Origin of the sequence: Paraburkholderia phymatum STM815 (genome assembly GCF_000020045.1) — a bacterium.
Taxonomy (GTDB): Bacteria; Pseudomonadota; Gammaproteobacteria; order Burkholderiales; family Burkholderiaceae; genus Paraburkholderia; species Paraburkholderia phymatum.
The window spans coordinates 1,333,283-1,353,765 of the sequence record NC_010623.1 but is presented as its reverse complement, the minus strand read 5'-3'; the positions used below and the strand labels follow the sequence as shown (position 1 = coordinate 1,353,765).

Here is a 20,483-nt window from a genome sequence, read left to right as displayed (position 1 = left end):
TGCCCGCATGAACCTGCGTCCGTCCGGCACTGCATCGCTGCTCGCGCGTACGTTCGGGCTGAAGGCGCCCATCGGCGCACTCGCGCTGTTCGGTTCTTTCGCGGCATACGACGAGCCGCTCGCGGGCTCCGCGGCAGCTGCGCTGCTTCTGCTGGCGCGCGGATTATGCGCCGCCGCCCATGCGCACGACGCGCAGCGCAGGCTGGAACTCCAGATCGAACATCTCGACGCATTGCTGCGTACCGTGCAGCAAGACAATGCAGCGCTCAAGGAAGGCTACGCGCAAACGCAGCGCGAAGCCGCACAGACGGAGCGCGCAGCGGCGCTCGCCGATCATCTCCGCGTGCTGCAGGGTGCGCAGTGCAAGATCGTGTCGTGCGCGCGGGCGTTGAGCAACGGACTCGATGCCGACACGGGCTGGCATCCTCCGCTGCACAGCGCCGCCGAAACGTTCGTGCTGGTCGCGCACGATGCGCTCGACACCATCCCGCCCACCTACCGCGATATCGTCTTCGATGAAGATGCCGTCGACTTGCGCGAACTGATCGACGGCGCCGCGCTGCTGGTTGCACCCACCGCCGTGGCCAGGCGGGTGCGGCTGCAGGTGTGCATCGACCGGTCGATTGCGGCGCGCGTACTCGCCGACCGCGCGCGGCTCGGGCAGATCGTGTTCAATCTGCTCTCATACACGGCGGAAGCGGCCGGCCCGGGCGTCGTTACGCTGTCGGCGCGCGCAGAATCGCTGAATACGAGTGCGCAGCGCATCGTGATCGGCATCAACGGCGCGGCGGCGGCAAGCGTGGCGAATGCGTCGACGGCAGAAATGCCCGCGCCTCATTCAGGCGCACATCCCGCCATCCTGGAATCGGCCGGCTTGCGGGAGCATCCCGATCTCGCACTTGCTCGCGTGATCGCGCGAAAGATGGGCGGCGACATTACGATCCTCGAAGGCAAACGCGTCGGCGTCTGCGTCGCATTGCATGCGCCGTTCACGATCGAACAGCATGAATGGCCCGTGCGCGGCCACGAGCGTCGCTGGGCCAGCGTCGACCTCGACAATTACGCAGATCGCCAGTCGATCTGCGAACTCTTGAGAAAGCTCGGCATTACGACCTTGCCGTCGGACACGAAGCCGCCTGTGCAAATCGACTATCGCTTCGTCGAAGCAGGTCAGGCACCGTCGACGCATGGCGAAAAGCGCCTGATCGTTGTCACGCGCGACGCGCTGCCAGGCGGGATGCGCAATCGCGAAGGACGCATCGAACTCTCGCTGAACCCGCTGTCGTGGGCCGCGCTCAGGCGAATCTGCGATGCGCATGGCGGTGCGGACGACAAGCCCGCGGTGCATGACGTGCCGTTGCGGGTACACGTTCGTCCTCCTTCAAACCGGCCCAATATTCTCGTCGTCGACGACAACGACGTGAATCGCAAAGTGCTCGCGCGGCAACTCGACGTGCTCGGCTATCGCTGTGTCAGCGCGAGTTCGGGCGAAGAAGCGCTTGGCGTGCTGCGCCGCGGACGCGTCGATCTGCTGATAACCGACCTTCAGATGCCGGGCATGAGCGGCGTCGAACTCGCGCGTCGCGTGCGCGCGTCGTTTGGCGGGTCGGGCCACGAGGTGCCGGTCATCCTGCTATCAGCGACGCCTGATACCAAGCTGAGCGATTCCGAACGCACTTTATTCGGCGCTGTTCTCGTCAAGACGTCCGGGTTGCAGGCGCTCGACGCCGCCCTCGCACGGCTGATTCCCGACGCCGCGCGACACTCTGCGGCGCCCACCGCGACGCGTCTCGAGAAGTACGATTTCACCGCGCTCGATTCACTCGCCGCACAAGGCGTGCACGTTGACGGCTTGTTGCAAGACTGGCAACAGACCATGGAAGCCGACCTCGATCATCTCGCGCAGCAACGTGCGTCGGGCGACGTACAAGGCAGTCGGCGGGCGTTGCACAGGCTCGCGGGCGCCGTGGGCATCGTCGGAAATCACGGCCTGATGCATGCGTTGCAGCGTACCAGCACCGCACCGGAGGGCCTCGACGACACATTGCTCGACGGGCTCGTCGAACGCATCAGGACGCAAATGAACGACCTCGTTCGCCGCGCAGAGGGCGGGCATTCCGGCACCTGAGCAAGTGAAAGCCGACGATAAAAGGCCCGCAGAACGCGGGCCCAAACACCGCAAAACACGGCGGAGACGATCAGAGAACCGTGCGCGGTTCGCGCAACTGTCGATGCTGCCCCGGGGAAGGCTGCTCAGCCGCGCTAAGAATCAGTATAGAGCGTCAATTCGTCTGCGTAGGAGAAAATGCCGTTTCGACGCTAGCAAGTATTAATTGCCGCATTGTTAGCGATAGATACGGCGTGCGCGCTGTTCAGGTAAGCAGCGCGCCAAGCCGGTCATTCAGGCGCGCAACCGATTCCATTACGACGGGCAACAACGTCGCGAGCGCCGACGTGTCATGCTCGAGCGCCGCCCGTTCCAGACGCACCGCCAGCCCGATCTCGCCCGTGCATTGCAGCATGCTGACCGACCCTGCAAGACGGTGTGCCGCGCGCCCCAAGCTGTCCCAGTCTTTGTTCTCCCACGCAGTCGTCATGTAGAGCAGCGTTGCGCAGTTCGTATTAATCAGCGTGCTCGTCACGTCCTGCGCAACGGCGGGATCGCCGAGCGCGAGCACGTCGATCCTTTCCTGCAGTGAGTCTGCCTCCACTGCGCTTCCGAACACGGGCCGCTTCCAGGGGACCATCATTGCTGGGCCGTGGCGATGCCACAGCGCCGCGCGAAGTCGACAAGCTCGACGAGCGTTTCGACGCCCACTTTGCTCATCAAGCGCGTCTTGTGACTGCTGACCGTCTTGTTACTGATGAAGAGCGCGTCGCCGATAGTCTTGTTCGACAGACCTTTCGCGAGCATCTGCAGGATCACGAGTTCCTTGTCGGAGAGCAAGTCCAGGCGGCTCTCTTCGACGAAGCCGTGAGCGCCCGGCCCGGCGCTCACAGGGGCGACGGGGAACACGCTGTAGCCCGACATCACCGCTTCGACGCTGCGCATGATTTCCTTCACGTCCTGCGACTTGCTGACGAAACCTTGAGCGCCTGCGCGCATGGCGCGAGAAATGAAAGTGGCCGCGTCGTGACTCGACAGGATAAGCACGCGCATGCCAGGTTGTGCGGCTCTCAGACGCGCGAGTACATCGAGGCCATTTATGCGGGGAATATCCAGATCAAGAATGGTCAAGTCCGGTGTAAATTGACGCGCCATTTCCAGCGCGGATTGGCCATTGTCTGCTTCAAAGACTTCCTGACAGCCGAGCAATTGCAATAGATGAGTTTTGATAACAAGACGAAATGCCGGATGATCGTCCACGATGAGTATAGAAGCCAACTGCCTTTCTCCATATTGATTCGCGGCGCAGCTGCCAATGTGCGTACGAGATGCGTACGAGATGCCAGTCAATTACATACCCGTTACAGCGATTATTCTAAGTCATTACCAGACGATTTATTCTGCGGAATATTCTGCATTCCGTATCTTTTTTACGCCTCTTTCATCATTTGATTTGTTATTTGACTTCGGATAATGCTCGCGGCATAAATCAGTAAATCGGACTGGCTAAATATTTCCTCTGCAGGAACAGGCGCGGCAGCACATGGACCAACGGCGTTCGACATCCCGTCGAGGCGGGTTGCCGTAAACCTCCTTGAATTTAACTAACTCATCAATTAAAGTTCCTGCGATGAGCCCGAACCGTCAACCGGCAAAACCTCGCGGCCGCCGCCCCGCCGTCGAAAATTTCGACGTGCGCGAGCACCTGCTCGACACCGCCACGCGCCTTTTCTCCGAACGCGGCATCGCGGCTACCACGGTCGCGCAGATCGCGTCGGCCGCGGAGGTGACGTCTGCGCTCGTGCACTACTACTTCACGAATCGCGAAACGCTGCTCGACGCGATCGTCGAAGAACGGCTCGCGCCTTCTGTCGGTTTCGTGTGGAGCGCGGCCGGAGACGATTCGAACGACGATCCATTCGTGATGGTCGGCGAATTCGTCACGCGTCTGTTCGACGTAACGGGCCGCATGCCGTGGCTGCCGCCTCTCTGGCTACGCGAAGTCATCAATGAAGGCGGCATGCTGCGCGACCGGATGATCACGCGCATTCCCTTCGAGAACATCAAACGCTTCGGCGCCCGCATCAAGAAAGCGCAGCGGGCGGGCGCCGTCAATCCGGAACTCGATCCCGTCCTGATGTTCAACTCGATCATCGCGCTCGTGATGCTGCCGCAAGCCGCCGCGAAGGTTTGGCAAAGCATTCGCGGCTTTCCCGCGATCGAGCGCGAATCGTTGCAGCAACACGTCACGTCGTTGCTGCTCGGCGGCATGCGAGCGCCAGCGGCGCATACGGCGCGCAAAACGGCGCGCCGCCCTTCCACGAGATCCAGCACATGAAGCCCTTTCATTGTTCCGGGCGCGCTCCGCGGGCCGTCGCGGTCCTGGTCGCCATCCTCGCATGCGGCGCGCTCGATGCATGTTCGCAACGCGCCGGGAATACCTGGCAAGGCTATGTCGAAGGCGAGTTCGTGTATCTCGGGTCGTCGCAATCAGGCAAGCTCACGCGGCTCGAGGTCGCCCGCGGCGATCAGGTCGCCGCCGACGCGCCTGTCTTTGCGCTCGAATCCGTCGACGAAGCAGCGGCGTTGCAGCAGGCGCAGCAGCAACTCGCCGCGGCCCGCGCGCAATACGCCGATATCAAGACGGGCAAGCGCCCGCCTGAGGTCGACGTGACGAAGGCGCAGCTTGCGCAGGCCATTGCAAATGCGCGCAAGGCCACGCTGCAATGGACGCGTGACGACGCGCAGTATCGCGTAGGCGGTATTCCGAAGGGGCAGCTCGACGATTCACGCGCCGCCGCCGATGCCGCCAATGCACAGGTGCGCGAACTCACGCACGAAGTTCAGGTCGCGCGGCTGCCGGGCCGCTCGCAGCAGTTGCTCGCGCAGGCCGCGCAGGTCGAAGCGGCGCAGGCGGCCGTCGCGCAGGCGCAATGGAAGCTTGACCAGAAAAGCGTGAACGCGCCCGCCAGGGGCCGCGTCTACGACACGCTGTACCGCGTCGGCGAATGGGTGCAGGCGGGCAGCCCCGTCGTGCAGATGCTGCCGCCGCAAAACGTGAAGGTGCGCTTCTTCGTCCCTGAGACCGTAGTCGGCTCGCTCGCGCCGGGCCGCGCGCTGGTCATTCACTGCGATGGCTGTGCATCGGACGTCAACGCGAAGATCACTTATGTATCGAGTTCGGCCGAATACACGCCGCCCGTCATCTACAGCAACGAAAGCCGCGCGAAGCTTATGTTCATGATCGAGGCCCGTCCGTCCGTCGATGACGCGCCGCGCCTTCATCCCGGCCAGCCCGTGTCGGTGACGCTGCAATGAATACGCCAAACGGTGCGCGGCAAGGCTCGCTTGCGATCGATGTGCACAACCTCAACAAGCATTTCGGCGACAAACACGTCGTCAATGACGTAACGCTGCAAGTCGCGCGTGGCGAGATCTTCGGCTTTCTCGGCCCGAACGGCAGCGGCAAGACGACGTCGATCCGCCTGATGTGCGGCTTGCTCACACCCGATTCCGGCAGCGGCACGTGCCTCGGCTACGACATCGTGCGCGACAGCGCGCAGATCAAGCGCAATGTCGGCTACATGACACAGCGCTTCTCGTACTGGGAAGACATGACGATCCGCGAGAACCTGGACTTCGTTGCACGCGTCTATCAGATGCGCAATCGCAAGGAGAAGGTCGACCGTGCGCTGGAGACGCTCGGCCTGCAGACGCGTGCGGACCAGATGACGGGCGCGCTGTCGGGCGGCTGGAAGCAGCGGCTTGCGCTCGCCGCATGCATGCTGCACGAGCCGAAACTCCTGCTGCTCGATGAACCGACGGCCGGCGTCGATCCCACCGCGCGGCGCGACTTCTGGGAAGAACTGCACCGGCTCGCTGCGCGGGGCATTTCCGTGCTGGTGAGCACGCACTATATGGACGAGGCGGAGCGCTGTCACAAGCTCGCATACATCGCGTACGGCAAGCTGCTCGCGCAAGGCACGGCGCAGCAGGTCATCGATTCGCAGGCGCTCGCCACGTGGTCCATCCACGGCGAGCGTCTGACGGAACTGTCGGAGCGGTTGCGCAACACGCCCGGCGTCGATCAGACCGTCGTGTTCGGCTCCGCGCTGCATGCAAGCGGCCACGACCATGCCGCCCTCGAAAAGGCGATTGCAGAAGTGACGTCCGGCCTGACCGTGAAGACCGAACAGATCGATACCGGGCTCGAAGACGTCTTCATCTACATGATGGCCCGCTCGGCCGACAACTACGGAAAACCATCGTGAGCCGCTTCTTTTCCGTAACGCGCTGGTGGGGCATCGTGCTCAAGGAGTTCATCCAGTTGCGGCGCGACCGCATCACGTTCGGCATGATCGTCGGCTTGCCGATCATGCAGCTCGCGCTGTTCGGCTTCGCGATCAACACCGATCCGAAGCATCTGCATACGGCTGTGATTGTCGGCGACGAGAGTCCGTTCTCTCGCAGCTTCGTCGCCGCGATGAAAAACTCCGATTATTTTCACATCGTCGATACGCTGCCGAACGACGAAGCGGGACGCCAGGCGCTGGCGCGCGGCGACGTGACGTTCGTCGTGTCGATTCCCGCCGATTTTTCGCGGCGGCTGTTGCGCGGCGAACGTCCCGCACTGCTCGTCGAAGCCGACGCCACTGATCCGACGGCGACACAGGCGCCCCTCGCCGCGCTGCCGGGCATAGTCCAGTCCGTCGCGGACAAGGACATCACCGGCCCGCTCGCGCGTCTGAACGGCGCGCCCGCCGCGTTCGACGTGCAAATCCACAAGCTGTACAACCCCGAGGGCATCACGCAATACAACGTCGTGCCGGGCCTGATGGGCACGATTCTTACGCTCACGATGGTGATGATGACGGGCCTCGCGATGACGCGTGAACGAGAGCGTGGCACGATGGAAAACCTGCTCGCGACGCCCGTGCTGCCGCTCGAAGTGATTGCGGGCAAGCTGGTGCCGTATATCGCGATCGGGCTGGTGCAATCGTCGATCATTCTGGCGGCGGCGCGTATCGTCTTCCACGTGCCGTTCGTCGGGAGTCTGGTGGCGCTGTATGTCGCGGCACTGCTGTTCATCGCGGCGAACCTGACTGTCGGCATTACGCTGTCGTCAATTGCGCAGAACCAGTTGCAGGCAATGCAGCTCACCGTTTTCTACTTTCTGCCCAGCTTGCTGCTGTCGGGGTTCATGTTCCCCTTCGCCGGCATGCCTGTCTGGGCGCAATGGATCGGCAATCTGCTGCCGCTCACGTACTTCAACCGCCTCGTGCGCGGCATCCTGCTCAAGGGCAATAGCTGGGCGGACCTGTGGCCGTCCGTGTGGCCCGTCGCGATCTTCACCGTCGTCGTGATGGCCGTTGCCGTGCGCTTCTATCGGCGCACGCTGGATTAGGAGGATCGACGATGAAACGCTACGTGCCCTTGTTCGCGCTCGCGCTGTGCGGCTGCGCGGTCGGCCCGGACTTTCACGCGCCTGCTCCGCCCGATGCGCCGTCGTACATGCGCGAAACACTGCCCGCTACGACGCAGGCCGCGGGCGCCGCGCAAACCCTCGCTTCCTCCGACCATGCGCTGCCCACATGGTGGACGCAGTTTCAATCCGACGCGCTGAACCGTCTTGTCGATACAGCACTGCAACATAGTCCGACGCTCGATGAAGCGCGCGCAAAACTCGTGCAAGCGCGCGAAAACTACGTTGCGCAAGCGGGCGCGACGCAGTTCCCCGCAATCGATGCGACGCTCTCGGGCTCGCGTCAGAAGGTCGATCCCGCCGCGTTCGGCATTCCGAATGTGCAGAACCCTGGGCCGTTCACATTGTTCAACGCATCGGTAAGCGTGTCGTATGCGCTCGACGTGTTCGGCGGCAACCGGCGCGCGCTCGAAGCACTGCTCGCGCAAGTCGACTATCAAACGTATGAACTGCAGGCTGCCCGCCTGACGCTCGCGGGCAACGTCGTATCGGCGGTGATCCGGCGCGCGTCGCTGCAACAGCAGCTTGCGCTGACGCGGCAACTCGCGAATGCGCAGGCTCGGCAGTTGACGATTGTCGAAGGACGCTATGCGGCGGGTGGCGTTGCGCAACTGGATGTACGCACGCAGCACACGCTGCTCGCGCAGACCCGCGCGCAGATTCCGCCGCTCGAGACACAACTCGCGCAGGCCGACCATCAGCTCGCGATTCTGCTTGGCATCGTTCCGTCGCAAGCGAATTTCGACGACATCACGCTCGATGCGCTGCATCTGCCCGACGCCGTGCCCGTCACGCTGCCATCGACGCTCGCGCGCGAAAGGCCCGACATCCGCGCGTCGGAGGCGTTGTTGCATCAGGCGAGCGCGGACGTCGGCGTCGCGACGGCGAACCTGTATCCGCAGTTCATCGTGTCGGCGGGATTCGGTTCGGAGCGCACGCGCATCGAGGATGTCGTCAATGGATTGAACGTCTGGAATATCGGCCTGAATCTGGCGCAACCGATTTTTCACGGCGGTGAACTGCGCGCGAAGAAACGCGCCGCGCAGGCGGCTTACGATGCGGCTTTCGCGTCGTATCGGCAAACGGTGCTGAAAGCGCTGCAGCAAGTCGCCGATACGCTGCACGCACTGAACGACGATGCGCACGCATTGCAGGCGCGCGATGACGCGAACGCCGAAGCGCAGGCAAGCGCAAAAATCGCGCAGGCGCAATATGCGGCGGGCGGCGTTAGTCAGTTCGGCTTGATCGATACGCAGCGTCAGGCATTGCAGACGGCGCTCGACAGGACGCGCGCGCAGGCCGATCGTCTCGTGGACACGGCGGCGCTGTTTCAGGCGTTAGGCGGGATGACGGCAAGCGAACAGGCGGATCAGACAGCAGGACGTTAGCGTTCGAGGCAGAAAAAAGCAAACCCGGCCGAAGCCGGGTTTCCCTTTTCGAGCCGCTGATTATGCGCGCCGGAAAAGCCGAATAACGAAGAGCAGAATCACAGCGCCGATGAGTGCGGTGACAATCGAGCCGATGAAGCCGTGGCCGAGGGAGATATGCAGCGCGCCTGACAGCCATCCGCCGATGAGTGCACCTGCAATACCGACGACGATGTCAATGACGACGCCGAAGCCGCCACCCGCGACCAGCACGCTCGCGAGCCAGCCCGCGATACAGCCGATGATCAGCCAGACGATGATGCCGTGTTCCATGGTTTGAGGTTCCATTGTTAGTAATTGGAACCGTTGTTTTAACGCAGCGCGTGACTTGAGTTGTCAACGTTTGTGAAACGTCGCATTGCCGTTCGTTCGATGGCATCTGCGGTCGAGCTTTACGCTCTCGCTGGCAGCGAAGACCCAAACCAACCAGCAGCCGCACCAACGCTAAACGGCCACAGCCCGAGCAGCATTCCTCCCGCGCAGCCACTCGAGCGCAAGCAGCAGACAAGTAGAAAACACGATAAGAATCGTAGCCAGGGCAGCAATAGTCGGGCTGATGTTTTCGCGAATGCCGGTGAACATCTGACGCGGCAGCGTCGTTTGATCCGCGCCAGCGAGAAACAACGTAACGACCACCTCGTCGAACGAAGTCGCAAATGCGAACAGTGCCCCGGAAATCACGCCAGGCGCAATCACAGGCAACGTGATACTGAAAAACGTCTTCACTGGACTCGCGCCAAGCGACAGGCTCGCCCGCACAAGGTTGTAATTGAAGCCTTGCAAAGTCGCGGCAACGGTAGTCACAACGAACGGCACGCCCAGAGACGCATGCGCCATGATCAACCCGATATACGTATTAGCGAGCCCGAGCGGCGCAAAAAACAGATACATCCCGACACCGACCACGACGACAGGCACGATCATCGGCGAGATCAGTATCGCCATCAGCAGCGCCTTGCCCTTGAAGTTTGCTTTCGTCAGCCCGATCGCCGCGAGCGTGCCGAGCACGGTGGCCAGCACAGTCGCCGACGGCGCGACGATGAAGCTGTTCTTCGCGGCCATCCGCCATTCGTCGGAGGCGACCAGGTTCTGATACCAGCGCAGCGACCAGCCCGGAATCGGATAGACAAGGAACGTGCTCGACGAGAACGACAGCGGCACGATCGCGAGCACAGGCAGGATCAGATACAGCAGCGTCAACACCGCGAGCCCGCGCAGCGTGAAGTACCAGATGCGTTCGATCGTCGACGTGTGCGGCGCGAACATCGGTTTGGCCATTTTCATCGCGCGCTCCTCAACCCAGGCTCACGTTCGAACGCGTAAAGCGTCCATAGATCACATACAAAACGAGCGTCGCGGCGAGCAGCAGCCCACCGAGCGCGCACGCCATGCCCCAGTTGATCGTCACGTTAGTGAAGTACGCGACGTAGTAGCTGACCATCTGATCGTTCGGTCCGCCGAGCAAAGCAGGCGTGATGTAGTAGCCGATCGCGAGAATGAATACCAGCAGCGCGCCCGCGCCGACACCCGGATACGTCTGCGGTACGTACACGCGCCAGAACGCGGCGAACGGATGCGAGCCGAGCGAAACAGCCGCGCGCTGGTAGCTGGGCGGAATAGACTTCATCACGCTATACAGCGGCAGGATCATGAACGGCAGCAGGATATGCGTCATCGAAATATACACGCCGACACGGTTGAACAGCAGCGCAAACGGATCGTGTATCACGCCCATGCCGATCAGCGCCTTGTTCACAAGGCCTTCGCTTTGCAGAATCACGATCCACGCGGCAACGCGCACGAGAACCGATGTCCAGAACGGAATCAGCACGAGGATCATCACGAGATTCGCACGCCGTTCGTTCAGTGTAGAAATCCAGTACGCGAGCGGATAACCGAGCAGCAACGCGAAAACCGTCACAGCGATACCGATCACGAACGTGCGGCTGAACACGGCGAGATAGATCTGTTGTTCTGGATCCGTCGGAACGATGTGACCGAACGCATCCTGTTTGTGATCGAGCGCGGCAAGCAGATAGAACGGCGAGTACGCGCTGCCGTTCTTCGCGATCGCCTGCCAGTACTTCGCATCGCCCCAACGCTCGTCGACTTCGAGAATCTTCGCCTTCACCTGCGCGGGCGGCAATGCGTGGCCCGCGTCGTCGTTGAGGGGCATTGCGCGCGCCGTCTTCGCGACGAGCGAGCGGTAACCGGGGATCTCCGTATTCAGACGCCGTGCGAGCGCGCCCATCGCTTCGCCGTCGGCGACTGCCGTGAGATCGGTCGCGAGCGCCGCGTAAGCGGCATCGGCCGGTGTGGACTTGCGATCCCAGTCGCGCAACGCCGTCACGGTATGCGGCAGCGCCGTCGCGATCTCGGGGTTTTGCACCGCACGCGTCAGCAACGCGCCGATCGGCACAACGAAAATCATCAGCAGAAAAATTGCGAGCGGTGCGATGAGCAGCAGCGCCACCGCGCGCTTCTTCGCTTCCGCTGCCTTCAGCTCGCGCTTGAGTTTGCCCGTCGACTCGGGAGCCGCGTCGGCGGTGATCGTGATCGTGGTCACACTATTCTCCTGCCTCTCATGCAGCCATGCATGCCGTTGCTTCGTATAGCGGCGATGCGGCTTCCCGCTTCCGCGAAGAAGGCCGCATCGTTCAACGCGAACCGCTTACTTCGACGCCCACGACGCGAAACGCTGCTCCAGTTCGTCGCCGTGATCCGTCCAGAACGTCAGGTTCTGCAGCACCGCGTTCTTGCCGTTGGCGGGCGAGTTCGGCAAATTGGCGAGCGTCTTCGCATCGAGCGACTTGATCGCCGACTCGTTCACCGGACCGTACGCGATGTGCTTCGCGTATTCCTGCTGCGGCTTCGACGAAATCGTGTACGCGATGTACTTTTCGGCCAGCGCCTTGTTCGGCGTGCCCTTCGGCATCGCCCAGTAATCGAGGTCGTAGATGCTGCCGTTCCACACGACCTTCAGGTTCTTGCCTTCCTTCTGTGCGGCATCGATACGGCCGTTATATGCCGTCGACATCACCACGTCGCCCGCAACGAGAAATTGCGGCGGCTGCGCGCCCGCTTCCCACCACTGGATATTCGGCTTCAGTTCGTCGAGCTTCTTGAACGCACGGTCCTGGCCTTCCTTCGTGGCGAGCACCTTGTAGACGTCCTTCGGCGCAACGCCGTCGGCCATCAGCGCGAACTCGAGGTTATAGCGCGCGCCCTTGCGCATGCCGCGCTTGCCGGGGAATTTCTTGGTGTCCCAGAAATCGGCCCAGCTCGCGGGCGCCGTCTTCAGCTTGTCGGCGTTGTACGCCATCGCCGTCGACCACACGAAGATACCGACGCCGCACGTTTGCGGTGCTTCCGGAATCAGATCCGATTTCTTGCCGAGCTTCGACCAGTCGAGCTTCTCGTACAGACCTTCGTCGCAGCCGCGGCCGAGGTCGCCCGATTCCACTTCGACGACGTCCCAGTTCACATGCTTCGCTTCGACCATCGCCTTCACTTTTGCCTGCTCGCCGTTGTATTCGACGGCCGTCACCTTCGCGCCGCTGCTCGCTTCGAACGGCTGGTTGAATGCCGCCTTCTGCGCGTCGCCATTCGCGCCGCCGAAGTTCACGACCGTCAGTTCCGCCGCGTTCGCCTGCGCGACAGCGCCGAGCGCGAGGACGAAAGCGCCGACAGCCACGGCACAGCGCGATTGCACGATCTTCTTCATGATGGTTCCTCTATGGTGTGATGGACTGCTTACGACGTTGACGTTGTTGTGTTTCCGCTCACGCAAACACGCGCAGATGTTCCGGCGCGAACTCGAGCGCGATCGGCGCGCCCGGCGCAAAGCCGTCGAGCGCATCGGTGCCGAGCGGCACCTTGACGAAGCACTCGTCCTGTTGCGGCAAACCGCAGCGCATCCGCACGTGATCGCCGAAATAGATGAGGCCGCGTGCCTCGCCCGCGAGTGCATTTGCGCCAGGCTTCGACGCGCCCGCCGCGAGCTTCATGCGCTCCGGACGAATGCACGCGATGCCTTGCGAACCGGCCTTTGCGCCACCGATATTGCGCCCGACAAGCCGCGTGCCGTCGATCAGGTGAAACTCGCAGTAATCGCCGTCGACATTCGCGATCGTGCCGCGCAGCCGGTTGCTGTCGCCGATGAAGTTCGCGACGAACTCGTTGCACGGCGATTCGTACAGACTGTCGACGGTATCGAGTTGCTGCACGATGCCCTTGTCGAACACGGCGACGCGGTCCGACATCGTCAGCGCCTCGCCCTGATCGTGCGTGACGTAGACGAACGTGACGCCTAGCTTTTCGTGCAGCGACTTGAGTTCGAATTGCATGTGCTCGCGCAACTGTTTGTCGAGTGCACCGAGCGGCTCGTCCATCAGTACGAGCTTGGGCTCGAACACGAGCGCGCGCGCCAGCGCGATACGCTGTTGCTGGCCGCCCGACAGCTGCGCGGGATAACGCTTCGCGAAGCCTTCCATGCGCACCATCTTCAGCGCGTTGCTGACCTTGTGCGCGCGTTCGTCGGCGGGCAGCTTGCGCACCGTCAGCGGATACGCGACGTTCTGCTCGACCGTGAGATGCGGGAACAGCGCGTAGTTCTGAAACACCATCCCGATGTTGCGCTTGTGCGGCGGCACATTATTGAGCAACTGGCCATCGAGCCAGATCTCGCCGCCCGTCGGGAATTCGAAGCCCGCGAGCATCATCAGACAGGTGGTCTTGCCCGAGCCGGACGGCCCGAGCAGCGTAAGGAACTCGCCCTGGTAGATGTCGAGATCGAGTTGCTTGACGACGAGTGTCTCGCCGTCATAGGTCTTGCGCACCCCCCGAAAGCTGACGATTACGTCTTCGGTCTTCATCGTGTCGGTCTCCTGTCGAAGCTAGCGCCAATTCCCTGTCTACGGGTTTCTACGCAGATATGGTTCCACCCGTTTTGAAGAATCGCGTCGATTGCGTGATCCACTATAGCCCGTTACGGTTCTACAATAGGGAACCATTTCATAATTCCGGATAGAACCACTTGGACCACGTCATCCTGTCGGACTGGCTCGCCGCTCGGCTCGACCGGGCGGCGGCCGAACCCGTCTACCGGCAAGTGCTCGAACTGGTGCAGCAGGCCATTCTGACCGGCCAGCTGCTGCCGGGTGCGAAACTGCCCAGCTCGCGCGTGCTGGCGTCGGACCTCGGCATCGCACGCAATACGGTGCTGCACGTGTACGACCAGCTCACGGCGGAAGGCTATGTCATTTCGACGACGGGCAGCGGCACCTATGTCGCGGACACGCGCCCGGACACGGCCGCCGTCAACGTGCGCAAGGGACCACCGGCGGCGAATGGCTCCATTGGCGCGGTCGGTATGCGCGCGAGTGCGGGCAGCGCGCCGTCCGCTGCGCCCGCGCAAAGCGGCCTGTCGACGCGCGGCGCGCGGCTCATTCGCCAGGCGGGCGTATCGGCCAAACAGTGGGGCGCATTCATGCCGGGCGTGCCGGATGTCGCCGAGTTTCCGGCGCGCACATGGAGCCGCCTGCAAGCCAAGTTGTGGAAGGAAGCGAATCCCGATCTGCTCACCTATGCGCCGGGCGGCGGTTATCGTCCGTTGCGGCGCGCGCTGTCGGACTATCTGCGCGTCGCGCGCTCGGTAAAGTGCACGCCGGACCAGATCATCATCACGACGGGCATTCATCAGTCGATCGATCTCGCCGTGCGTCTGCTGACGGACGTCGGCGATCGCGCGTGGGTCGAGGAGCCGTGCTATTGGGGCGCGCGCAGCGTGCTGCAATCGTCGGGACTGACGCTCGTGCCCGTGCCCGTCGATGACGAAGGGCTCAATCCGCGTGAATCCGATTTGCAGTCGCCGCCGCGCATCGCGCTCGTGACGCCGTCGCATCAGTACCCGCTCGGGATGGTGATGAGCCTCGCGCGCCGCCGCACGCTGCTCGAATACGCGCGTCAGCACGGCACGTGGATCATCGAGGACGACTACGACAGCGAGTTCCGCTACGGCAGCCGGCCGCTCGCGTCGCTGCAAGGGCTCGACGACGCAGGCCAGGTAATCTACGTCGGCAGTCTGGGGAAAATGTTGTTTCCGGGCTTGCGGATCGGCTACATGATCGCGCCGGAACATCTGGTCGATACGTTTCGCACCGGCGTCGCCGAGTTGTATCGCGAGGGACAGCTGATGCAGCAAGCCGTGCTGACGGAATTCATCATGGACGGCTATTTGACCTCGCACGTGCGGCGCATGCGGGCGCTGTATGGCGAGCGCCGCCAGATCCTCATCGACGCGATCACCGAGCGTTTCGGCGACGCGCTGCCTGTAATGGGCGACGAAGCGGGCCTGCATCTGGTGCTCGGGCTGCCCGACCACGCGGACGATCGCGAGGTGACGGCGGCATCCTACGATGCCGGCGTGATCGTGCGTCCGCTCGCGGCGTATTACAACAGCGAAACGCCGGAGCGCCGCGGCCTGCTGCTCGGCTATGCATGCGTACCGAATGAACGCATCGGGCCGTCGTTCGACACGCTCGCCCGCGTGATCGAACGGACTGCACTGAAGCGAGCGGCTGTGCCCACGCAGGCGGCGTGACGCTTATAAGTCTCGCGCTATCCGTGCGCTGACAGATGCATCTGACGATGCGCGATGCGCTCCCGCTCGGGCTGGTCGACGCGCTCGATCGCCACCTTCGTCACGCCCGCGCGATGCATGCCAAGTTCGGTCGCAGCCAGATACGACAGATCGATCACGCGGCCTCGCGCGTACGGCCCGCGGTCGTTGATGCGCACCACCACGGATCTCGCGTTCGCCAGCGACGTCACGCGCACATATGAACCAAGCGGCAAAGTGCGGTGCGCGGCCGTCATCGCGTACATGTCGTAGTGTTCGCCGTTGGCCGTGCGGCGCCCGTGAAAGCCATGCCCGTACCACGAGGCGAGTCCCAGTTGCCGAAAGCGCGATGCGTGCCCCTTCGCGCTCGCCGCGTGTGCGAGGTGGGCGGCGCGATTGTGCTGATGTCCTGCATTGGTATGGGTATCGGGATTCGAACTGGCATGCGCGTCGCAATGCGGATCGCGGTGTCGATCGACGGACGCGCCGTGCGGCGCATTCTTCGCCCGCTGACGCGGCTTGGGATCAGCCGGCTTGTGCTTCGCGCCAGCCGCCGATGCCGATGCAGGCAGCGCGCTTGCGAGCAGCAGGAAAGAGACGGAAGCTCCGAGGCGCCGCAGCAAGGGTTTCTTTTTCAAGCGATAGCTCGTCTTCGGAATGGCATCGGACGATGCGCGTCGAAGGCTTTCTCGCAGTTCCTCGACCGGGCCGCTTGCGTGAGCACGACGCGCATAGCCCGGTGCGCTGGTTAGCCGGAATCGTTGCGCCCAGGCGGCGCAAAGGTTGGCATCCTAAACGAACCGGCTCGCGATCCGTCATCCTTGACGATTGTTGACATGCGCGCGTTCGCACACGGCAAACATGTGAAGAAGCGTGAGCGCGGCGCCGCATGTCGAGGTACCGCCTCCATCGACGGAAGCGCGGGTTACTTCAATCCGAAGTCCACCCGCGTCGTCGCGCCCTTGTCGTTGATACCCGAAGCATCGAGTTTGGGTGCCACGATAAAGACGCGCCCGCTGTCGATCTTGCCTTCGAAGTATTGCTGCACCGCCTGCGCGCGCCGCTGGGCGAGATTGCGCAAGCTCGCGTCGTTGACGGGCGCATGCTCGGCGAGTGCGGCCTTCATCTCGTCGTCGGGCAGCGTCTTGGTCAGGCCGACGATATTGCGCGGCTTCTTGAAGTCTGAATCTTTGTAGACCTTGGTCAGGTACTTGTCGTAGTCCTTGTCGTCGACCTTGATCGTCATCGGATCGACGCTCTCGCCGTTGCCGACGGTGTCCCTGATCTTTTGCTGACGCACCAGCCGGTCGACGTACAACGTGCGCAGCGCCGGGGTGTCGACGGCGGGATCGACGCGTCCGATGATGTCGAGGCGGATCGACGGCTTGTCGGATAGCGCCTTGACAATCGTATCGAGCTTCTTCTGCGATGTGTCGGACAACACCGCCGAACCTGCATCGAATTCGACATAGCCGAGTTCCTCGCCGTTGCCGCCGAATGCGTGCGCGAGCAGCGCGAACGGCGCAGTCACGGCCTTTTGCAGCAGATTGAGCACCGCATGCCAGATCAGCCCGCCGACGCTGAATTCCGGATTCGCGAGCGACCCCGACACGGGAATGTCCACGTCGATCTCGCCGCGCGAGTTCTTCAGCAGCGAAATGGCGAGTTTCACGGGCAGCTTCGTCGCCGTGTCGTTGTCGACGTGATCGCCGAACGTCAGCTGGTCGATGAAGATGTGGTTATTCGCCGTCAGCTGATCGTTCGCCAGCTGATAATGCAGATCGACGTTCAGCTTGCCTTTCGTGATCGGATAACCCGCGTACTTCGCCGAGTACGGCGTCAGATTGGTCAGCTCGATGCCGTGCGCCGTCGCGGTCAAATCGAGCGCGGGCTTCGGGATCAGCGGATTCACCGAACCGCGGATCGTGATGGGGCCGTTCGCCGCAAGCTTCGCCGACACGTCGACGGGCGCCGACTGCTTCGACTCCGTGCCGAACGCGCCCACGGTGCCCTGGATCGCGATCAGGTTCGCCGAGTAGTTCGGCTTGATGAAGTTGTCGGTGTAATTGACGCGGCCGTTTTGCAGCACGAGTTGACCGAAGTGCAGGCGCACGGGGCTTTGCGGCGGGTTCGCCGCCGTCACGGCCGCGTTCGCCGAGGAAGCGGCAGAAGCAGCGGAAGCGGGTGCCGCCGCGGCCTGCGCTTCGGATGCCGCAGACGCACTCAGCGGAATCGGCTCCCTGCTCTTGCCGCTCTGATCGCGTGTCAGCGACTGCGGCGCGCCTGATTCATGCGCGACCACGTCCTTCAGATTGAGCTTGCCTTGCGCATCGAGCAGCACGCGGCCGTAGAAATTCGCGAACGTAACCTTGGCGGCATCCACGTCCGTCCCGCGCTCGTCGTAACTCGCCTTGATGCCTGTCAGCGCAAGCGAGCGCCAGCCGGCGAACGGATCCGACGTGGCCTTGTCGATCATCCGCACGTCGGCGAGCGCGGCGTCGCCGCGATACGTCGCACGCACGCCCTTCGCTTTCTCGCCTTGTGCCAGCGTCACGTCGCCGCTGGCGTTCAGCAGCGCGCTCGCGATGGTCGCATTCAGCTGGCTGCCGAAGTACGGCTCGAACGCGGCGGCGTCCAGCCGATTCGCGTCGACCTTCAGCGCGAGTTTGAGCGGCGTCGCGGTCACGTCGCCCTTGACTCCGAGCGTGCCCTTGCCATTCACCGTCGCCTGCAGATCCACGGGCAGCGCGCGGCTCAGATCGTCGCTGATCTTTTGGACCTTGAGGTTCAGCGGTGTCACGGCAACCTTGACGGGGCGTGCAGTCGTGTTGTCGGTGAACGTCGCCGCCCCGTTCTTCAGATTCAGTTCGGCGATGCTGTAGTGCCAGGGCGGTCCTTCTTGTGCCGCCTTCTTCGCCGCGTGGATCACGGTGCGTTCGCGCACTTGCTCGTGCGGCGGGGCGGCCAGCGCGGCAAGATCGATTGTGCCGTCTTTCAGGCGCTGCGCGTCGACCGACAGTCCCGTCAAATCGACGCCGTCGATTTCCGCCTTGCGCGCCGCCAGGTCCACGTGCTTGATGCTGGCCTTGCCGTCCGCGATCGCGATGGCCGCCTGCTTCGCGCCCGCAGCCGCCAGCTTGAGCGCTTGCAGATCGATCTGGCTCTCGCCGATCTGCAGATCCACGGGCTCTTTCGACCAGTTCGCATTGAGGGCCGACTGCACGCTGAGCGTGCCGTCGAGCACCTTCGCCGACGTCACGGTGTCGAGATATGGCTGCAGGACGGGCAGTTCCGCCGACTTCAGGTCGATCTTCGCATCGGCCGTTTTCGCGGCGAGCGTCAGGTTGCCCGTGACGGCGAGCGTGCTCTGCCGATGGTTCTGGACCTTCGTGTTCAGCGTGTAGCGCGCGGGCGTCTTGCCGAGCGTCGTGAAGTCGTCGAGCGTGACGGCCAGATTGCTCAGCCCCGCCGACACGGGCCGCGACGCCGCTTCGTCCTGCATGTCGACTACACCGTCGGACAGCGCGAAATGCTTGATCTGGAGATCGAGCGGCGGCACGGCCTTGGCGGCATCGGCCGCCGCTGCGCCGCTCGCGCCGCTCGCGCCGGATGCGCCCGATGCCACGGCGGGCGCGCTGGCGGCTTTCTGCTGACCAGCGGCCGGCGCGGGCGCGAACGTGCGCTGCACGCTCAGCACGCCGCTCTTGTCCCGCGCGAGATGCACGGTCGGCGAGTCGAGGCGGATATCGTCGAAACGATAGACACTCTTCAGCGGCTCCAGCGTTTGCGCCGCGACGTGCAGCGAACGCGCTGCGAAGAACGGCGCCTTGTGCTCGTCGAGCACGTCGATGTCGGCGAGATCCGTCGTGCCCGTGATGCGCAGCGTCGGCGCGTCTTCCGTCATCACGAAGGTGACATTCAGATCGCTCGACAGCTTGCCCGCCTGCACCGTGACGGGCAGCTTCGACGGCGAATACGACAGCAGCTTCGGCACATCGAGCCCTTCGAAGCGCAGCGACACTTCCGATTCGCGCGACTTCGCGAACGGCTTGGTCCGCCCATCGATCGCCAGCGGACTGCCGTCGATGCGCGCGCGCAGCAGCGGCTCGACGAAGATGTCCGTCTTCGACGGCAGTGTGGCGATGAACGGAATGCCGAGCCGCCATTGATCGATCACATGGGTAACGCCGAGTAGCCGGTCGTCGAAGATGATCTTGCCGTTCTCGAGACGGATGTTCGAGATCGAGAATTGGGCGGGCTTGCTGTCGGGCTTCGACGGCTGCTTCGAAAACTTCTCGATCAGGTCGGTGAAATTGAAGCGCTGCGCGTCGTAGCGGACGATGGTGAAGCGCGGCGAATCGATATGCACTTCATCGACCACAGGCGCGAGCCGGAAAATCGAGCTCCACGACGTGCGCACGATCAGCCGCTCGATGTCGACGAAATTGCCCTGGGCGCCGCGCTCGCCGATATGCACGCGGTCCGCTTCGAAATTGAGCGTGTACGGATTGAGCGCGATCCGGCCGATCGTGGCGGGCCGGTCCAGTTGCTCGCTCAGTTGCTGCTCGGCGATATGACGGATCAGCGGCGGCGCCGCAAAAAATCCCAGCAGGCCGAATACGACCAGCACGGCGAACACAATGAAAACGATGCGTCTTGCGCGCCTTCCTTGTGCGACTTGGCGGACGGTCTGAAAGGAGGAAGCGAGTGTTGCTTTGGTCGGGCTTGCCATGCTCGGTCGCGGGTAGGGCGGCGCAAAGCTCGCCGCTGTGACGAATATCCAGCTTGCCGGAAGTATACGTCTTGAACTTCCGGCAAACCATCAAACGTCATGAGATTGACGCTCGA

16 protein-coding genes are annotated in these 20,483 nt (G+C 63.0%); 7 read left to right on the top strand and 9 right to left on the bottom strand.

Translation table 11 applies throughout. From position 1 onward, the window contains the following. The first annotated feature begins 7 nt into the window (after positions 1-7). Positions 8-2,128: a response regulator gene (locus BPHY_RS21790; RefSeq protein WP_012403622.1), complete on the top strand. Its 2,121-nt coding sequence runs from the start codon at positions 8-10 to the stop codon at positions 2,126-2,128. 244 nt (positions 2,129-2,372) lie between these two features. Here BPHY_RS21790 and BPHY_RS21785 read toward each other — a convergent pair whose 3' ends face one another. Further along, positions 2,373-2,750, bottom strand: coding sequence for an Hpt domain-containing protein (locus BPHY_RS21785; protein ID WP_012403621.1), 378 nt, complete (start codon positions 2,748-2,750; stop codon positions 2,373-2,375). Then, the gene (locus BPHY_RS21780) at positions 2,747-3,385 is read right to left on the bottom strand and encodes a response regulator transcription factor (RefSeq protein ID WP_012403620.1); all 639 of its coding nucleotides are present in this window, start codon (positions 3,383-3,385) and stop codon (positions 2,747-2,749) included. Before BPHY_RS21780 ends, BPHY_RS21785 begins: the two co-directional genes overlap by 4 nt. A gap of 352 nt (positions 3,386-3,737) precedes the next feature. Here BPHY_RS21780 and BPHY_RS21775 point away from each other — a divergent pair, with 352 nt between their 5' ends. From BPHY_RS21775 to BPHY_RS21755, 5 genes are read left to right on the top strand one after another with little or no spacing between them, the layout of a single operon-like run. Beyond that, the gene (locus tag BPHY_RS21775; RefSeq protein ID WP_012403619.1) at positions 3,738-4,445 is read left to right on the top strand and encodes a TetR/AcrR family transcriptional regulator; all 708 of its coding nucleotides are present in this window, start codon (positions 3,738-3,740) and stop codon (positions 4,443-4,445) included. Further along, positions 4,442-5,425: an HlyD family secretion protein gene (locus BPHY_RS21770; protein ID WP_012403618.1), complete on the top strand. Its 984-nt coding sequence runs from the start codon at positions 4,442-4,444 to the stop codon at positions 5,423-5,425. Before BPHY_RS21775 ends, BPHY_RS21770 begins: the two co-directional genes overlap by 4 nt. After that, positions 5,422-6,378, top strand: coding sequence for an ABC transporter ATP-binding protein (locus BPHY_RS21765; protein WP_012403617.1), 957 nt, complete (start codon positions 5,422-5,424; stop codon positions 6,376-6,378). Before BPHY_RS21770 ends, BPHY_RS21765 begins: the two co-directional genes overlap by 4 nt. Further along, a complete protein-coding gene (locus tag BPHY_RS21760; RefSeq protein WP_012403616.1) occupies positions 6,375-7,511 on the top strand; it encodes an ABC transporter permease in 1,137 nt (378 codons plus the stop codon). Before BPHY_RS21765 ends, BPHY_RS21760 begins: the two co-directional genes overlap by 4 nt. Before the next feature lie 11 nt (positions 7,512-7,522). Beyond that, complete coding sequence (locus tag BPHY_RS21755; RefSeq protein ID WP_012403615.1) at positions 7,523-8,977, top strand: efflux transporter outer membrane subunit; 1,455 nt, start codon at positions 7,523-7,525, stop codon at positions 8,975-8,977. A 60-nt stretch (positions 8,978-9,037) separates the two neighbouring features. Here the strand turns inward: BPHY_RS21755 and BPHY_RS21750 are convergent, their stop codons facing one another. From BPHY_RS21750 to BPHY_RS21730, 5 genes are all read right to left on the bottom strand, one after another. After that, entirely contained in the window at positions 9,038-9,289 is a 252-nt protein-coding gene (locus BPHY_RS21750; RefSeq protein WP_041764507.1) for a GlsB/YeaQ/YmgE family stress response membrane protein, read from the bottom strand. Between the two features lie 171 nt (positions 9,290-9,460). Beyond that, a complete protein-coding gene (locus BPHY_RS21745) occupies positions 9,461-10,300 on the bottom strand; it encodes an ABC transporter permease (RefSeq protein WP_012403613.1) in 840 nt (279 codons plus the stop codon). A gap of 10 nt (positions 10,301-10,310) precedes the next feature. Beyond that, positions 10,311-11,582, bottom strand: a complete 1,272-nt coding sequence (locus tag BPHY_RS21740; protein ID WP_012403612.1) for an ABC transporter permease — start codon at positions 11,580-11,582, stop codon at positions 10,311-10,313. Between the two features lie 105 nt (positions 11,583-11,687). Beyond that, positions 11,688-12,740, bottom strand: coding sequence for an ABC transporter substrate-binding protein (locus BPHY_RS21735; protein WP_012403611.1), 1,053 nt, complete (start codon positions 12,738-12,740; stop codon positions 11,688-11,690). Positions 12,741-12,798: 58 nt separating this feature from the next. Further along, the gene (locus tag BPHY_RS21730) at positions 12,799-13,890 is read right to left on the bottom strand and encodes an ABC transporter ATP-binding protein (protein WP_012403610.1); all 1,092 of its coding nucleotides are present in this window, start codon (positions 13,888-13,890) and stop codon (positions 12,799-12,801) included. A gap of 161 nt (positions 13,891-14,051) precedes the next feature. Between BPHY_RS21730 and pdxR the strand changes: the two genes are divergently transcribed. Beyond that, the gene (gene pdxR / locus BPHY_RS21725; protein WP_012403609.1) at positions 14,052-15,617 is read left to right on the top strand and encodes a MocR-like pyridoxine biosynthesis transcription factor PdxR; all 1,566 of its coding nucleotides are present in this window, start codon (positions 14,052-14,054) and stop codon (positions 15,615-15,617) included. Positions 15,618-15,634: 17 nt separating this feature from the next. On the opposite strand, the gene BPHY_RS21720 is transcribed toward pdxR, so the two are convergent. Continuing rightward, entirely contained in the window at positions 15,635-16,273 is a 639-nt protein-coding gene (locus tag BPHY_RS21720) for a septal ring lytic transglycosylase RlpA family protein (RefSeq protein WP_012403608.1), read from the bottom strand. 287 nt (positions 16,274-16,560) lie between these two features. Beyond that, positions 16,561-20,367 (bottom strand): DUF748 domain-containing protein, encoded by a 3,807-nt coding sequence (locus tag BPHY_RS21715; protein WP_012403607.1) that lies wholly within the window; start codon positions 20,365-20,367, stop codon positions 16,561-16,563. Between the last annotated feature and the right edge of the window lie 116 nt (positions 20,368-20,483).

Coding starts and splice junctions, on each gene's coding strand:
- BPHY_RS21755 (WP_012403615.1), top strand. CDS start 7,523: ATGAAACGCTACGTGCCCTTGTTCGCGCTCGCGCTGTGCGGCTGCGCG.
- BPHY_RS21775 (WP_012403619.1), top strand. CDS start 3,738: ATGAGCCCGAACCGTCAACCGGCAAAACCTCGCGGCCGCCGCCCCGCC.
- BPHY_RS21715 (WP_012403607.1), bottom strand. CDS start 20,367: ATGGCAAGCCCGACCAAAGCAACACTCGCTTCCTCCTTTCAGACCGTC.
- BPHY_RS21770 (WP_012403618.1), top strand. CDS start 4,442: ATGAAGCCCTTTCATTGTTCCGGGCGCGCTCCGCGGGCCGTCGCGGTC.
- BPHY_RS21785 (WP_012403621.1), bottom strand. CDS start 2,750: ATGATGGTCCCCTGGAAGCGGCCCGTGTTCGGAAGCGCAGTGGAGGCA.
- BPHY_RS21750 (WP_041764507.1), bottom strand. CDS start 9,289: ATGGAACACGGCATCATCGTCTGGCTGATCATCGGCTGTATCGCGGGC.
- BPHY_RS21735 (WP_012403611.1), bottom strand. CDS start 12,740: ATGAAGAAGATCGTGCAATCGCGCTGTGCCGTGGCTGTCGGCGCTTTC.
- BPHY_RS21745 (WP_012403613.1), bottom strand. CDS start 10,300: ATGAAAATGGCCAAACCGATGTTCGCGCCGCACACGTCGACGATCGAA.
- BPHY_RS21790 (WP_012403622.1), top strand. CDS start 8: ATGAACCTGCGTCCGTCCGGCACTGCATCGCTGCTCGCGCGTACGTTC.
- BPHY_RS21730 (WP_012403610.1), bottom strand. CDS start 13,890: ATGAAGACCGAAGACGTAATCGTCAGCTTTCGGGGGGTGCGCAAGACC.
- BPHY_RS21765 (WP_012403617.1), top strand. CDS start 5,422: ATGAATACGCCAAACGGTGCGCGGCAAGGCTCGCTTGCGATCGATGTG.